The following is a 16,215-nucleotide window of genomic DNA, read 5'->3' on the forward strand; positions in this document are numbered from 1 at the left end:
ACCGGGCTGGGTTCCGCGTTCGACGCCGAAGGGATCGGTGCGCTGGCGTTCGATGGCCTGGGTGTCGTCGAGGCCGACGGTGCCTACGGCGGTGCCGTGGTTGTCGGTGACCATGGCGGTCAGCGTGCTGGTGGTGCTGCCACGGGTGGAGTGGCGCAGCACTGCGGGGGCGCCGGCCTGGCCGTAGTAGCGCTGGCAGTAGGCGGTGGCGCCGGCGGCATCGGTGGAGAATTCAGCGTCGTCGAGGTAGAGCGTGTGGGAGGCGGCGGTTGCGGCGATGATGCGGTTGCCGTTGGCGTCGTAGAGGTAAGTGGTCTGGTCGGCGAAGGCCCACTTCTGACCGGCGTCGGTCGTGCAGTTGGCCAGTTGAAGCGCGGTGGCGTCGTCACCGCTGGGGGCGTTGAGGCACTTGCCCGACGTCTGGTGCTTGATGGTGCCGCCGGTCAGGGTCCACTTCTGGTCGGTGGAACCTGTGCAGGCGGCCAGGGTGACGGGAGTGCCGTCGGTGGTGGCACCGCCAGTGGGTATGGCGCACTTTCCGAGGATCTTCAGAGCGTCGGTGGTCGGGTCGAGCTGGGCGTTCTGTGCCTTGGTGCCGTTGCACGAGAAGAGCTGGAGGGGGGTGCCGACCGTGGTTCCGGAGTTCTTCAGGTCCAGGCACTTGTTGTCGAGGCCGAGGAGCTGTCCCTTGCCGTCGGCGCCGAAGCCGGAGGCGGTTTTAATCTTGCCGTCCCAGGTCCATTCCAGCGTCTGGGTGTTGCCCCCGTAGGTGCGGGTGTGGGTGTTGCCGGTTGCGTCGTAGGTGAGCTTGGCCAGGGTGTCGACAGTGGCGGTGTCAGTGGTGATGTCGGTGAGGGTGTGGGGCTGCTGGAGGGTGCCGCCGCTGTCCTTGGTGCCGTAGCCGTAGCCGGTGGCGGTGTCGGTGGTGGTATCGACCTGGCCGCCGGTGACGGTGACGGTGGGGTTGTGCTCGATGAGTTGCTTGCGGTTGCCCAGTTCGTCGTAGCTGTAGGTCTGCCAGTAACCGTCGTTGGCGCTGGTGACGTTGGTCGCGGTGACCTTGCCGGTCGTGTCGTTGTAGACCGGTGCAATGTTCGTCTGGCCGATGGCCTTGCAACCGGGGTTGGGGGAGGTCCATGCCTCGTGGAGCTGCCCGAGCGCGTCGTAGGTGAAGCACTGGCGGTCGGTGTAGCTACTGCCGTCGGTGTCGCCGACTTGGGTGACGTTGCCGGCCGTGTCGTAAGCGTAGGTGCGGTCGTTGACGCGGGAGGCTCCGATGACCTCGCGGTCGGTGACGGCGCGGGTGAGCTGGCCGGTGTTCTCGTTGTACAGGTTGGTGGTCCACACCCGGTTCGGCATCTCACCGGTGACGGCCCGTGTCACCTCGCCGTAGGGGCTGTAGGTGGTGTCCGCGGTGTACCAGTCCAGCCCGGAGGTGGACGTGGGCAGGCCGTCGGCGTTGTAGCGGGTGATGACCTTTTCCTGGGCCAGACCTCCGACGGCCGGGACGGTGACGGACTGCAGCTGTCCGGTCTTGGTGTAGCTGTAGGCGTAGTTATAGGTGCCGGCCAAGCCGTCGGTGAACGTGTCGGTGAGGCTGTCCGGGATCGTGATGGTCTTGCCCGTGGGCCGGTATTCGGCGTCGTATCCCGTGATGGTGGTGGTGATCTTGACGCCGTCGTTGTCGCGCATGGCGGAGGCGAGCTGGCCCTTGGCGCCCAGGATGGTGTCGTAGTCGAACTTCGTCAGCAGGGTGCCGCTGGAATCGCCCAGGTGCTGCTCGATGGTGCGGCCGAGGGCGTCGTACTTGGTCCACACCTTGATGCCGCTGGCGTTCAGGGTGGTTTCCGGCCGGTCGAGGTTGTCGTACCACGTCTGGGTCGTCCCGGTGTCGGGGTCGACCGCCTTGACGGCACGGCCGCGAGCGTCGTAGACCCAGGACCAGGTGTTGCCCTTGGTGTCCTTGGCCTCGGTGCGGTTGCCGCGCGGGTCGTATGTGTAGGTGGTGGCGGTGTACGCCGCGCGCAGGGCGTCGGTGAAGGTGTCGATCTGCGTGGTCCGGCCGAGGGCGTCGGTGAAGCTGCGGGTCGCAGCAGCGCCGGTGGGCGGGATGACGGTGGTGGCGTCCCAGTTGTAGATATAGCGGGTCGTCTTGTCCGGCGACCTGGTGGTGCTGCCGTTCGGGATGGTTCCGTCCTGCGCGATGCCGCCCTCGACGGGTGTGACCGACAGGGGCCGTCCGAGGCCGTCGTAGCTGCTGAGGGTGGCGTTGGGTACGTTGAAGTCGGACTTCAGCTCGAACGGGGCGGTGGAGGGTGCGTCTTCGGCGTAGTAGCCGTTGTTGGTGCGCCGGACGGTGCCGTTGGCGTTGTAGAGGGTGTCGGTGACGACGCGTCCGCCGCCGACGGCATCGGTCTGGGTCTGACGGGTGCGTCCCAGGCCGTCGTAGAGGGCGATGGAGCGGGCGTAGGTGCCGTTGTCACGGAGGGTTTCTGTAGTCACGGCCGTGGGCTTGCCCACGGTGGTGTCGTAGGTGAACTTCGTGTCCGGGTCGTCGGTGGCCGGGTCCTGCGAGGGCGTCCATACGGCGGTGGTGCGGCCGAGGGCATCGTAGGTGTAGTGCGTGGTGCGGCCGTTGACGTCGGATACGTCCACGGCGGTGCCGCGGCCGGGTTCCACCGTGGTGGTGGAGGTGTAGTGCAGGGCGTTCTCGGCGGTCGTGGAGAACACCTGACCGGTCGGCGGACTGTATGTCGTCGTGCCGGTCTGGTTGTTGGCGTCGGTGGCGGAGTCGACGCGGCCGTAGTCGTCGTAGTGGGTCTTGCTGGTACGGATCCAGCCGGTGCCGTCCCCGTCAGAACCCCAGTCCTCGGTGGGTAGTCCCTTGGTGGGGGTGGCGCCGTAGTCCTGGTAGTCGTAGCAGGTGCGTGAGGCGGAGATGACTTCGTCGCCCGTCGCGGTGGCTGCCTGGTCGCACGTGCCGGCGGTGGTCCTGGTCTGCTGGACCAGACCGATCAGCCAGGCGGTGGTGTTGTGCAGGTAGGACGTGAGGGTGCACGTCTCGTCGCCGGGCTTGCCGGTGTCGCCGCGGGACTCCACCTGCGTGGGCAGCCCGTAGGTGTCCTCGTACTGGGTGGTCACCTGCACAGTGCGCGAGGTGCGGCTGTCGCCAGGCTTGGTGCCGCTGGCCGGGGTGACCGTGACGGTCTTGTCGACTTGGGTGCGGTAGGCCTGCAAGTCGGGACTGTCGTCGCGGGCTCGGGTTGCCAGCAGGTGCTCGGAGGGATAGGTGACGGTGCGAGAGGCGATCTCGCCGCCGCTGCCGTCGTCGTTCGCCTTGGTGTAGGTGATTTCCTCGGACGTCATCCCTTGAAAGGCGGGCAGGTCCTCGGCGATGTCGGCGCCGGTGGAGTCCTTGACAGTCACCGAGCGCGAGCTGTTGCCGGGCAGGGGGTCGCCGTCCATGCCGCGGAAGTAGCGAGTGACGCTCTTGCCGCGCACGATGCCGTTGGTGGGGTCGTTCTTGCCGGTGAGGACCGTGACCTGGGAGTAGCCGCGCCACTGGTCATAGGTGCGGGTGGCCTTCTCGGAGAACTCGGCCTGGTTCTTCGCCCAGGCCGCTCCGTCATCCGGGTACTGGTATTCGGTGACCAGGTCGGGGACGCCGTCGAAGCGCGGCTTTTGGGTGATGGAGGTGACGACGTACTTGTTGAACCAGTCGATGGTCTCCTGATCGGGGTCCGGGCTCCAGTACACCGGGTAGCAGCGGGTGCCGTTGTCCTCCGGCTTGGGGTGCGCGGAGGTGGCCATGGCCGGGCACGGGGCGGAGTACTCGACGTCGATCTCGCCGCCGGTTTCGGTGACGACCCGGCGGATGCGAAGCCGGTCGAACGCCGGCCGCGGGTCCTTGTCCCCGGTGGTGACCCGGTTCGGCATCGCCTGGTTGTTGTGGGAGAACTCCACCGCGTTCATCTGCAGCGTGTCGCCGTTGACGGTGTAGCCGGTGCGTTGAATCGACTCCAGCCACAACGGTGGGGCGGTGTCCGTCAGGGTGCGGGGGAAGGACTGGTTCAGGACGTATTTGTCGACGTTCAACGGTGTGGTCGAGCCCTGCTTCCGCTGGGCCAGGGTCGTCACGGACGAAAGGCGCTTGCGGGACCAGAACGTCGGGGACGGCACTGGGCAGCGCTTGCCCGCCGTTCCGGCGCAGTACAGGTTGACCGGCGTGTCGTACCACAGCCGGTACTTGCCGTAGTCGCGTGAGGCGAAGGCCATATCGTTGCAGGTCAGACCGCTCTCGGCCTCGTCGAAGCAGCGTTCTCCGACGGTGAACTGCACCTGGGCGAGCGGGTTGGCGGTGAACAGCGTGTTCGAGCGCTGGCCGTAGTCGATGCGGGCGAGGTAGCCGCCGCGGGTGTAGGAGACCGGGGAGGTGTACTTCTCGTTCTTCGCGTAGTAGTTGGTCTCCTTGTTCCACCACAGCGACATGGCGTTGCCGTGTACGTCCACGACGTAGTCCAGGTTCCAGCGCCAGGCTTGGGTGCAGAACGAGGACGTGAAGCTGCTGTTGTAGCAGGGCTCACCGGGTTGGTTGCCGGCGACCGGGACGGTGAAGACCGAGTCGGTGGTGTCCTTGCCGGTGGTCCAGCCGGGAAGCTTGTTCTTGCCGAAGTAGTACTGGGTGCCGTCCCTGGTGGTGACCTTCCAGTACTCCCCGTCCGCGTCACCGTTGTCGTTGCTGGTGTCCTTGAGTTTTTCGACCTTCGTGCCGTCGCCGTTGGCCGTCACCCACACGCAGCCCGCAGCGTCCGGGTTTCCGTCGGGGCAGTTCTTGGGATCGAGGACCAGTTCGGTCGTCGATCCTCCCAGGGACATGACGGCGTTGTAGGAGCCCCAGCACAGGTCCGAGGTCTTGTGGGACGCGTTGTTGGCGTTCCCGCTCGTGTCGTCCCGGCAGTTGCGGTAGGTCCGCTCGATCGAGCCGGGGTTGTAGTCCCAGCCGTCACCGATCCAGGAGGCCTGGTTGTTGGTGGCCGAGGTACGCCCGTCCACGACCTGCGAGTTGTAGTCGAAGGAGATCTTCGGCGAGGGGCCGACCGATACCGGAGGCACCTGGACGGCCTGGGACCACGTGAAGGCCCCGGCCGAGCCGCCGGCCGACCACGTACCGGCACTGGACAGCGGCGTTGCCGTGTAGTCGCCCTTCGCACCGGACCCGGAGTCGGTTGCCGCCAGCACCACCGACCCGCCACCGGCGGTCTCCCGGGGCAGCAGCGCCCGCAGGGTCCGGTCATGGCTGCTGGGATGGTAGACCGCCGAGGCGGCCGAACCGTTGTGGTCGGTGTTCAGTGATGCGGTCCGGGCCGTCGCGGAGGCCGCGGTCGCCGCGGCGACGTCAACCGTGGTCTTGATCTGCCCGGCGGTGCTGTCGTTCTGGGTGGCCAAGGAAGTGGCCTGGTTGCAGGCCTCGTCGTCCGGGTCGCTCAGGAAGCACTCGGGGTAGGCCACGAACTGCATGCGGTCTGCCCAGTCGGCACTGTAGAGCTTCTCGAAGTCCGAGTAGTCCAGCGCCACGTCCACCGCAGCATCGTCGGCCGTTGCCGGCGGGGTCACGGTCAACAGGACACCACTGACCTCGGCTGCCGACGCAGGATCGGCTGCCACACCGACCTGCCAGGTACCGGCCACCGCGGCAGCCTGTTCCGGAGTGGCGTCCTTGGGGGCTCCGAGCAGCACCGGCAGGTTGTCGGCCTCGACCAGATCGCCGGCCACCGGATTGGTCAGGTCGATGGCTTCCGGTTCACCGGACGGGACCACCGGGTCGGCCGGCTCGTACGGCTTCACCGGGACCGTCGCCTCGCCAGCCAGATCATCCAGGATGCCGGTGTCCGCGTCGGCGGCCTTCTCCTCGGGCGGGAGGTCGATCAGGTTCACCCCTGCCCGGTCCCCACCCGGCGGCGGAGCAGCAACCGCCTGCACAGGCAGCAGGCCCACCAGCAGACCGGCCATGACCGCCGCCCCGGTCCCCAGGCGGACCCGGTGCACACGACGGCGAGCAGCGGCAGTACGCGGCAAGGAGCCACGACCGGACCACGAAAGCGAACGCCAACCAAACACCGAGCAGCCCCCCAAGGCGGCAGGCAGGAATACAGCGGAAAACCGCAGAGCCTGCCCTGAAGATGCGAAGAAAGATCCGCCGAAGCCTCTGCCCGAAATAAGGCACCCGTCAATTGATTTCACGGCGCATGTGACATCCGCCACGTGCAATAGATGGAAAATTGACGCATCCAGGAAAGATCATCCAGAGATCCGCTGATCTGGCGCAAAGGGTTCCTCATTCGCATGATCCACACATCAGGACACAAGCGCGCAAGCGCACTTCGGGATGTCCACTGCTGCGCATGCGGTCAGCAACAGGGACGGGTTGACCTGCGGGGCGCGCCCGACCGGCGCGCACTCGCATTACAAGTCCCTCACGTGAAGAACTTGCCGCATTCACACCTTTTCATCCGCCATGGAATCCCACAAAGGGTGGCGCGGGGTGCATCTTTAGGGCATGATCTGGTCGCGCATTCCTGCCCTCTGGGAAATTTCTGCACTGACCCCCAAGGGTTGAACATCAGGTTAACTCCAGCCAAAGATGACGCTGGGTTCGGCGGCGGATTCATTCGTCGCCGTGCATCGCGTGGCGTTGGCTGCGGGTCGGGGAGGGGACGAGTTTCGTGGACGGACGTTGGCTGCGCTTGCCGCGCACCAGGCGGCGGGCCGGTGCCCTGCTGGCCACTGCAGTGGCCGCTGCCCTTGGCCTGACGCAGTTGCCGGCGCTGCACCACGCCGACGCCCCTCACCGCCCGGGCACCCCCTCCGCGCCGGTGCTGCTGGACGAGGACACCGCCGTGGCCCAGGCCCGCAGCTCCGGCAAACGAGTGGAGGTCACCGCGCTGCGCGACGCGAACACCACCACCTACGCCCTGCCCAACGGCTCCTTCGAGCTGACCAGTCGCGCGATCGCGTTCCGCGCGAAGGTGGGCGGGGTGTGGAAGCCGATCGACACCGACCTACGCCAGACCAAGGACGGCGGCTGGGCGCCCGAGGCCGTCAACAACCCGGCGGTCTTCTCCGGTGGCAGCCGCAGCGCCGATGACCACGCTTCCCGGTCCCAGGCACGTACAGCGCTGACCACCGGAACGGCCGGGGAGACGGCTTCCACCGACCTGGTCACCTGGAGCACCGACGGACACCAGCTGACCCTGACCTGGCCCGGGCTGCTGCCGACCCCCGTCATCAGCGGCCCGCGCGCCCTGTACCAGGACGTGCTGCCCGGGGTCGATCTGCTGCTCACCGCTCGCGACGCGGGCTTCTCCCACGTCCTGATCGTCAAGGACGCCGACGCCGCTGCCAACCCGGAACTCGCCAAGCTGTCGTACGGCCTGACCTCGCCGGACCTGGCCTTCACCCTCGACCCGGTCACGCACGTCGTCCACGCCAAGGACAGCAGCGGGCGCGAGATCGCGGTCTCCCCCACGCCGTACATGTGGGACTCCGCCGGCAAGCCCGCCATCACCGAAGGCGACGACCCGCAGCCGCCCCGCCCGTCCGAGGAGCCGCCCCCGTCGGCCGGTCCGGACGTCGACCCCCCGGCGGACGATCCCGCGGACATGCCCGATCCGAACTCCCACACTCCCTACGACGAGACCGACGCGGCCTTCCGCGACAGCACCCCCGGTGACGCCGGGTCGGCCGTACGGCCGGCTGCCTTCACCAACACCTCCGACTCGGCTTCTGTGCTGGCTCTGCCCGGGCTTGCCGGGCCGCAGCCCGGCACCCACGACGCGCTGGCCCAGGTCACCCTCAGCGAAGGCACCGCACTGAGCCTGACCCCCGACGCGAAACTGCTGACCGACGACTCCACGGTGTACCCGGTGTTCATCGACCCCTCCTTCACCGGGCACACCAACAACTGGACCACCGCCTACCAGCCCCACCCGAGCTCCAGCTTCTGGAACGGCAACAACTTCAACGACGGCACCGACACCGCCCGCGTCGGCTACGAGTCCACCACCGCCGGGCTGTCCCGCTCCTTCTTCCAGCTGGCCCTGTCCACCAAGCTCAAAGGCGCGGCCGTCTCCTCCGCCTCCTTCTACGCCCTGGAGACCTACTCCTGGTCCTGCTCCGCGCGCGGTGTCCAGCTGTGGCGGACCAGCGGCATCTCCTCGGCGACGACCTGGAACAACCAGCCGTCGTGGACCGAGCAGATCAACGCCCAGAACGTCGCCCACGGCTACAACAGCAGCTGCCCCGACAACTGGGTAAACTTCCCCGCCACCTCACTGGGCCAGGACGCCGCCACCAACGGCTGGAGCTCGGTCACCGTGGGACTGCGCGCGGCCGACGAAACCTCGTCGTACCCGTGGAAGAAGTTCGAGGCCAGCAGCAGCAACTCCCCGTACCTGAAGATCACCTACAACCACAAGCCTGTCGAGCCGACCAAGCTGGCCATGACGCCGGGCCCGGACTGCGAGGCCACTCCCAGTAGCAGCGTCGGCAACTCCGACCTGACCTTTGCCGCGACCTCCTCCGATCCCGACGGCGACCTGAAGTACCTCGACTTCGAGGTGTGGCAGGACGGCGCCACCACGAAGATCATCGACGGCAACTACACCGTCGATGCCAACGGCCACGCCAGCATCACCGTCGCCGCAGCCAAGTTCGCCAACGGCAAGATCTACAGGTGGACCGTGCGGGCCATCGACTCCACCGGCACCGCCTCCTCCTACGCGCCACCGGGCACCGGAAACTGCCTGTTCACCTACGACTCCAGCAAGCCCAACCCGCCCGGCATCGACTCCACCGACTTCCCCGAGGACGACGGAACCGGCACCGTCTGGAGCAGCAAGACCTTCGGCAACGAGGGAACCTTCACCCTGTCGCCCGCCGGCAGCAAGGACACCACGACCTACCTGTACTCCGTCAACGGCGGCTTCTACGACCACAGCAAGACCGTCGCCAAGGGCGCCAGCACGACCGTCTCGGTCGCCCCCAAGGTCGCCGGCCCCAACGTGCTGTACGTCAAGGCCGTCGACGGCGCGGGCAACCAATCGGCCGCCGCGACCTACCTGTTCTACGTCTCGCCCAGCGACCACAAGGACGCGCCCGGCGACGTCACCGGCGACGCGCTACCCGACCTGTATGTCATCGATCAGATCGGCAACCTGCGCCTGTACGCCGCGGACAAGACCGGCGACATCCAGGCATCCATCCCTGCCGCCTACAAGCCCCGCTCGACACTCGACGACGGCTACTGGACCGACCCCGCGGGAAACCCCGCCCTCATCACCCACAACGGGGACTTCCTCAAGGCCGACGGCGTCACCGACCTCATCGCCCGCATGCCCGACAAGGACAACAACCCCGACAACGGAGCCGGCCCCGGCCTGTTCATCTACCCCGGCGACGGCTACGGCAGCTTCGACATCACCCAGCGCACCGAGATCCTCCTCCCCGACAAGGCCGTCAACGGCGAGACCGTGCCCGCCCCCGGCGCCTACGACCAGATCCTCGCCGTCGGCGACATCGACAAGGACGGCCGGCCCGACATGTTCGCCACCTCCGGCAACCAGTACTGGGCCTTCCTCGGCTACACCGGCGGCGCCTTCAGCCAAGCCGTCCTCCAGAACACCGCCACCGCATGGCCCGACCGCGACTTGGTCTCCGTCGGCGACCACAACAACGACGGCGCCCTCGACCTCGTCTACCGCGTCCGCCAAGCCGGACAACTCCGCGTGCGCTACGGCATCAAGGACAGCCGCGGCGGCACCACCCTGCTGTCCCTTTCCAACGGCACCCCCTCCCTCCTCGGCGTCGACACCAACTACCCCGGCACCGCCTGGAGCGCCACCAGCGTCCCCATGATCACCGGCACACCCGACATCAACGGCGACAACATCCCCGACATCTGGGCCGTCCTCGCAGACACCAGCGTCCACGTCTACATCGCCACACCCACCACACCCGGCTCCGACACAATCGTCATCACCAGCGGCTGGGACGTCAAAAAAGCCCTCGGCTAACGCCGTTTCCAGCACGGTGGGTGCGAGGGCGAGCCTCGCACCCACCGTGGGGTCGCCAACGGCGACCATTGCCTGATGTCGATGACTGGTCCGCCAGGAAAGGTTGGCCGAAGTCGCCGACCAAGCTGCTTCAGGTCGGGAACTTACTGATGATTGCCGCCAGGCCCTGCGGACGGGTCTCTGGCTCGAGGATGCCGTCGGTCTTCGAGGCCGCTGGATCGGTGATCCGGAGACCGTGGATCTGCAAGTGGGTTTGGTGCTACGGCGGTCCACCCCGAGCACATTGGCGCGGCTGCACCTGAGCCCGGTCTCTCACCGATCTCGTCCGACGGCACGTGAGCTGAGCATCCCTCCGCTGGCAGTCCGCCGCCCTCGGCCCGGCGGCTGCACGACGAGGCGCCGGAGGGGAGTGAGCTCCACATCGTCGGTGTTCACCTCAACCTCGACGACACCCACGGCCGTTCCTCCTCGGCCTGCGGGTCGCGGCGCATCAACGCCGCTCCGGAGGAGCCTGCCGCTGCCTGCTACACCGACCCTCGCCCGGCCTGAGCAGCCGAGCCCGCACCAACCGCCAACCTTGGGCGGGGCGCTGCCGGCCGCTGGCGAAGCAACTGCGGTACGAAGTGGTGGCGCTGGTAGTACGGCGACCGGTGCTGACGCTGCAGACCAGGCAACCAACCGCCCTCCGCGGGAACTTCCACCTTGCACAGACCCCTGACCAGGGCTAACGTGCTCCGGGACCGCTACCGCTTTCCTCAGAACTTCGCAGGGGCGAGATTCGCCGTTCCCGCCTCGCTCAGGGTCGACACCCATGCGATGGGCCGCGGCACGACCACCGAGGTCAGCAGCTTGTAGAACGGGGTGCGGCCCATGGCCTCGGGATCGAAGTCGATTCGCATGGGCGCCAGTATCCCCCGCGGCGGGGCCGGATCCCAGCCGCCCTCTCCGCCCTGGTCAGACGCGAGGTTCCGACGAACGTGCCTGGTATCGGAAGGCACGGGTCGCCGGAGTTCACCCCATGTCCACGCCGTACGCGTGGGACGACCTACTCATTCCGCCGCAGGCACGCGGCGGCCGCGTCACCCTGAACCTCAACGATGAGCTGGCCGCGTACCTGCCCAAACGGCCGGCTGCCTATCTGCGGATCTCCTCCGACCGCTTCGGCATCGAAGCCGGAGTCGACCGCCAAGCGGAAGATGCCGAGGACACTCGGGCACGGCTGCGCTGGAGACCGTTCGCCAAGATCTACAAGGAGAACGACACCTCGGCGTTCAAGAAGCGCAAGGTCATGCGCGCCAACGGGACGATCGACTGGGTCGTCATCCGTCCGAAGTTCCGTGAGCTCCTCAGTGATCTCGCAGCCGGCACCATCGACGGAGTGATCTTCTGCGATCTGGAGCACTTGGTTCGCCAACCGCGGGATCTGGAAGACCTCATCGACATCGTCGAGTACGTCAAACGTCCGGTGATCGGCGCCACCGGCGGCCGCATGAACCTCATCAACGACAGTGATCGGCACATGGCCCGGCGCCTGTGCGTGGGAGGCGGAGTCGCCACGAACTGCGTGAGTATCGGCCGGATCATCGAGGCCGGCATCTTCGACGAGGTCTTCGTGCCGCCCGCGCCCGGTGACGCCGGCACAGCGATCGGCGCTGCCCTCGCCGTGCACGTCGACGGCCGCAGCCCACGGCCGGTGGCCGGCGTCGCCCGCGCCTGCTACCTCGGGCCGTCGTACGAGGACCAGCCGCTCGACCTGACGCCCTGGCCCGGACTTCGCCAGAAGACCCTGTGCATCGAGACCGCGGAGTTCCTCGCGGACGAGCTGGCACACGGCACCATCGTCGGCCTCTTCCAGGGAGCCGTCGAAGCCGGGCCGCGCGCCCTGGGCAACCGCTCGATCCTGGCCTCCCCGCTGGAGCCCGGTGTCGTCGAGCGCCTGAACGCCACCGTGAAGTTCCGCGAGTCCTTCCGGCTCTTTGCCCCCATGGTCCTGGCCGAGTGCGCCGCGGAATTCTTCACCCTCGGCCAGCAGGCGCCCTACATGTCCATGGCCTCCGGCGTGACGAACAGGACGCGCGAGCGCGTGCCGGCCATCGTGCATGCCAACGGCACCTCCCGCCTGCAAACCGTCACCAGGGAGCAGAACCCTTTCATGCACGCGGTCTTGACCGCCTTCGGCCGCCGTACCGGCGTGCCCATGCTGATCAACACGTCTCTCAACGTCAAGGGCAAGCCGATCTGCGGGACGCCGGAGATGGCTCTGGAGTGCTTGTCCAACTCCGGGCTCGACGCCTTGCTCCTCGAAGGGCGGTGGATCACCAAGTGAAGATCGGATACAGCTTCTGGGGTTTCCTCGGCAACGGGGTCACCGACACTCCGGACGGTGGCCGCAGCCACCGCCGCCCTTTCATCGACGCCCTCCTCGGCCGCGGTCACGACATCGTCTTCCTGCAGGCCGACCGCGACCGCCGCGAAGCCCGCGACAACCTCGGCAACGCTTACACATTCGACAGCGGCTCCCCGGGCATCGACGCCCTGTTCCTGGAATGGCGCTGGGCGATCACCGGCCGCAACACCACCGTGTGCGGGACCGAGGGACATACCTGCGACCTGCACCGCCAGGCCCAGCTCATCAACCACTACACCGTGCGACACCAGACACCCACCGTGATCTGGGACAAAGACCGCACTCTGCGTGCCGAGAGCGTGTGGCGCCGCACGGCACACACCGCCGTGTGCGAGGCCGCCCTCGCCCCGAGCCCGGGCGCGTGGTCGTTGCTCTTCCCCGTCGCTGAGGACCTCCTCGACCACGCGGACCCTGTCGCCCTCGCGGCGCAGCCGCGGGACCTCGCGCTCGGCTACGTGGGCAACCAGTACGATCGCGACGAGTCTTTCGACCGCTACTTCGCCCCGGCCGCCGCCCGCGTCGAACACCTGGTTGCCGGGAAGTGGACCAAGACCGATCGCTGGCCGCACGTCCACTTCCTCGGCCGGATCCCGTTCGAGGCCGCCGCCGGCATCTACGGCCGGTCCCTGGCCACGATTCTCATGCTGCCCGAGCGATACGCCGCCGCCGGCCAGATGACACAGCGCATCTTCGAGGCCGTGCTGGCCGGCTGTGTGCCTCTGGCCCCGGCGGACATCGGCTTCGTCGACCGGTTCGTGCCGGAGGAGCTGATCGTGCACTCCGGCCGCGACGTGATCGAACGGCTCTCCTACCTTCGCCAGGTTGCCGGCACCCAGCAGCACGCCGAACTGATCGCCGCGTGCGTGGACCGCCTGCGCCTCTTCGGCCTGAGCAAGCAGGTCGACACCCTGGAATCCGTACTCCACGGGCTCGTCCGGACCACCGCGACCGAACGGGGAGCTGCCTGATGCGGACTGCTTCACAGGACATGGCTACTGGATCATCCGAACGTGTCCTGGCGGATGGTCCCGCCGGACACCCGAACCTCTCTACGCTGGAGCACCATGAAGAAGGTCGCCATCGTCGGCTGCGGAGGCAGCGGCAAATCCCACGTGGCCCGCGAACTGGGCAGGATCCTCGACGCGCCGGTGACGCACCTGGATGCCGCGTTCTACGACGACGAGTGGAACGCGCTGCCCATGGACAAGTTCACCGAGCTGCAGCGCGAGCTGGTCGCGCAGCCGCGGTGGGTGATCGACGGCAACTACAACTCGACGCTGCAGGTCCGACTCGAAGCTTGCGACACGGTGGTCCTGATGGATGTGTCGACCGTGGCGGCGCTGTACGGGATCTTCTCCCGGCAGATCCGGCACGGGACGGGGCACAAGGGCAACGGCGTGCACAACCGGATCCACTGGGGTGTGATCAAGTACGTCGCCACGTACCGCCGCAAGATGCGGCCCCGCGTGATGGCGAAGATCGAGGAATTCGCCGCTGGCGCCGACGTGGTGTTGCTGGCCAACCGGCGGCAGACGCGCCGCTGGCTGCGGAAGATCGCCGCCACGCAGTCCTGAACGGCCCGCGCCCCCGGACGGGGGGTGCGGTATGAATAAGCACAACCCCTTCCTGGACCCCGCCCGGCAGCGGGAGCTGTACGAGCATGCCTCCCGGCTGGCCGGGCGGACCAATGCCCTGATGCGGGCCAAGACTTTCGGCCGCCCCGTGCCCGAGACGATCGTGAGCCTGGTACGGGCCCACCACGCGCGGCCGAATCGCCTCCGCCTGGTGCTGGACATCGGCTGCGGTCGCGGCACGAGCAGCCTGGTCATCGCCGAGCAGCTCCGGCCACAGCGCGTCATCGGCCTGGATGCCGCTCCCTCTCTACTCGCCCAGGCCCGCGAGCGCGCGAAGGAGCTGCCCGACGGCACGGTGGACTTCGTCGAGGGGGACTTCCACGATCTCCCCCTGCCCGCCGGGTCGTGCGAGGTCGCCGTCGCTGCGTTCTGCCTCTATCACTCGCCGCGGCCCCAGGACGTCATCGCGCAGGTCGCCAGAGCCCTCGCTCCCGCGGGCCTGGCCGTGCTCGTCACGAAGGGACTCGACAGTTACCGCGAGATGGACCAGCTCGTCGCTTCCGCCGGCCTCGACGTGCGTGCCGACAAGCACGAGAGCCTCTACACCACGGCGCACAGCGGCAACCTCGCCAACTTGGCCGCCTCCTCACTCGACGTGATCGCTGTCCTGGACGAGGAGCACGTCTTCACCTTCGAGGGCCATGACCACCTGGCGCAGTACCTGGCCACGAACCCGAAGTACGACCTCGCGCCCGGCCTGTATGGCAACCCCGGGGCTCTGGCGGCGACCTTGCACGAGTTCCTTCCGGACCGGCCGCTGACCACGCGGTCCCTCATCACCTTCGTCGTCGCTCGACCGAAGGAGGGGCAGGTATGACCCTCCCGCAGTTCACCAAGTTCTACGAGACACCGGAGCACGCTGCGGCGGCCGTGCGTCACTACCGGTGGATCGGCCGGCACGCCAAGCCGCTGCGGCAGCCGGCCCTCGTCGTCGTCGGGCCCCGTAGCTTGACGTTCGAGCGGGTCGAGGGCCACTCCGTAGGTCCCGAGGACCTCCCGCGCATGGCGGAACTGCTGGGGCACGCGCACGGTGCCGCCTGGCGCAGCGACCTGCAGTCGGCGTCGCTGGGCGCTCCGCACCACTTCGAGGACGGCACAACCTTCGACGACTACCTCGGCCCCCGGAAGATCGCGCTGAGACGACGCCACGAGCAGGGCTATCTGCCGGGCAAAGCGTCCCTGGACGCGATGCTCGGCCTGCTGGAAGAGACCGCGCAGGGGCCTACCGCCTTCTACAAGGACAGCAACCCCCGGAACTTCATCATCACCGGGGCTGGGGAGGTCGTCACCGTCGACACCGACGACCTGTCCCTCGCCCCGATGGGATACGACCTCGCCGCACTTCAGCACGTTCTCTTCCGCCGAAAAGTTCCCCAGGCCTTGACCGCCCAGACGGGTACGGCCGTTGCATCGCGTTCCTGCGCTCCCAGCCCCAAAGGACTCTTGGGAAGCATCAACAAGAAGATCTCCGCTCTACGCGACGCCATCGCCGTCGTCGAAAGCACCACGCCGCAAACCATGGACACAGAGCTGATCCTGGACATGGCGCAAGGGCTCCCCCCACCAGCGCCGCGCCCTCCTCCAGAAATACCTCCACAGCATCGAGGTACGACCGCCCCTCCGCCCCAAGGGCGCCAACCGAAGCCACCACGTCCGCGAACGCCTCCTCCCCCGCTGGAGGACACCGGAGGAAATAGCCGCGTAGCGGGCCGCGTCTGCTCGGACCTGGATCTACTGCAGGGCCCGGGTGAACACGCCGTCCAGGGCGCAGCGGCGGAACCGCGTGTAGACCGTCTGCCATGACCCGTAGCGTTCCGGCAGGTCACGCCAGGACACTCCGGTACGGATCTTGTAGACCATGCCGTGGACAACCTGCCGGTCCGCCACGCGAGGTCGTCCCGTGGCGGCCCGCGGTATCAACGGAGCGAGCAACTCCCACTCCCAGTCAGTGAGTTCATGGCGCCGTATCACCCCACCATGATCCGTTACCCGATGATCTTTGAAGACGGACCCTAGTACTGCAACGGTCTTTGTCGTGACGGGTGGGCAGCTTCGGGTGGTGTGTGACCGCGTCGTTTGTAGTGGCTGATTCGGGCTTGGTGTT

Annotated in this window: 8 protein-coding genes and 1 pseudogene; 6 read left to right on the forward strand and 3 right to left on the reverse strand. The window is 67.6% G+C overall.

What is annotated here, in order from left to right:
• Positions 1 to 6,009 (reverse strand): ricin-type beta-trefoil lectin domain protein (locus tag ACIP9H_RS41880; RefSeq protein WP_401964206.1); only part of this gene is annotated, 6,009 nt, incomplete at its 3' end.
• A gap of 713 nt (positions 6,010 to 6,722) precedes the next feature.
• Here ACIP9H_RS41880 and ACIP9H_RS41885 point away from each other — a divergent pair.
• The gene (locus ACIP9H_RS41885) at positions 6,723 to 10,070 is read left to right on the forward strand and encodes an FG-GAP-like repeat-containing protein (protein WP_401582365.1); all 3,348 of its coding nucleotides are present in this window, start codon (positions 6,723 to 6,725) and stop codon (positions 10,068 to 10,070) included.
• Positions 10,071 to 10,828: 758 nt separating this feature from the next.
• On the opposite strand, the pseudogene ACIP9H_RS41890 reads toward ACIP9H_RS41885, so the two are convergent.
• Positions 10,829 to 10,969, reverse strand: a pseudogene (locus ACIP9H_RS41890) (flavin reductase family protein); the annotation flags it as partial.
• Positions 10,970 to 11,088: 119 nt separating this feature from the next.
• Here ACIP9H_RS41890 and ACIP9H_RS41895 point away from each other — a divergent pair.
• The 5 genes from ACIP9H_RS41895 to ACIP9H_RS41915 all read left to right on the forward strand — a co-directional run bounded on the left by ACIP9H_RS41895 (position 11,089) and on the right by ACIP9H_RS41915 (position 15,914).
• Positions 11,089 to 12,396: a carbamoyltransferase C-terminal domain-containing protein gene (locus ACIP9H_RS41895; protein WP_401582367.1), complete on the forward strand. Its 1,308-nt coding sequence runs from the start codon at positions 11,089 to 11,091 to the stop codon at positions 12,394 to 12,396.
• Positions 12,393 to 13,445: a hypothetical protein gene (locus ACIP9H_RS41900; RefSeq protein ID WP_401582369.1), complete on the forward strand. Its 1,053-nt coding sequence runs from the start codon at positions 12,393 to 12,395 to the stop codon at positions 13,443 to 13,445. Before ACIP9H_RS41895 ends, ACIP9H_RS41900 begins: the two co-directional genes overlap by 4 nt.
• A 96-nt stretch (positions 13,446 to 13,541) precedes the next feature.
• Complete coding sequence (locus ACIP9H_RS41905) at positions 13,542 to 14,051, forward strand: topology modulation protein (protein ID WP_401582370.1); 510 nt, start codon at positions 13,542 to 13,544, stop codon at positions 14,049 to 14,051.
• Positions 14,052 to 14,082: 31 nt separating this feature from the next.
• Positions 14,083 to 14,928, forward strand: coding sequence for a class I SAM-dependent methyltransferase (locus tag ACIP9H_RS41910; protein ID WP_401582371.1), 846 nt, complete (start codon positions 14,083 to 14,085; stop codon positions 14,926 to 14,928).
• Complete coding sequence (locus ACIP9H_RS41915; RefSeq protein ID WP_401582373.1) at positions 14,925 to 15,914, forward strand: hypothetical protein; 990 nt, start codon at positions 14,925 to 14,927, stop codon at positions 15,912 to 15,914. The genes ACIP9H_RS41910 and ACIP9H_RS41915 overlap by 4 nt, the downstream gene beginning before the upstream one ends.
• Here the strand turns inward: ACIP9H_RS41915 and ACIP9H_RS41920 are convergent.
• Entirely contained in the window at positions 15,843 to 16,082 is a 240-nt protein-coding gene (locus ACIP9H_RS41920) for a transposase (protein WP_401582375.1), read from the reverse strand. The genes ACIP9H_RS41915 and ACIP9H_RS41920 overlap by 72 nt on opposite strands.
• Between the last annotated feature and the right edge of the window lie 133 nt (positions 16,083 to 16,215).

Source organism: Streptomyces sp. NPDC088732 (assembly GCF_044751205.1).
GTDB lineage: Bacteria > Actinomycetota > Actinomycetes > Streptomycetales > Streptomycetaceae > Actinacidiphila.

Bases quoted from the DNA above. Each gene is read 5' to 3' on its own strand.
- ACIP9H_RS41895 (WP_401582367.1), top strand. From the start codon at position 11,089: ATGTCCACGCCGTACGCGTGGGACGACCTACTCATTCCGCCGCAGGCA.
- ACIP9H_RS41905 (WP_401582370.1), top strand. From the start codon at position 13,542: ATGAAGAAGGTCGCCATCGTCGGCTGCGGAGGCAGCGGCAAATCCCAC.
- ACIP9H_RS41910 (WP_401582371.1), top strand. From the start codon at position 14,083: ATGAATAAGCACAACCCCTTCCTGGACCCCGCCCGGCAGCGGGAGCTG.
- ACIP9H_RS41915 (WP_401582373.1), top strand. From the start codon at position 14,925: ATGACCCTCCCGCAGTTCACCAAGTTCTACGAGACACCGGAGCACGCT.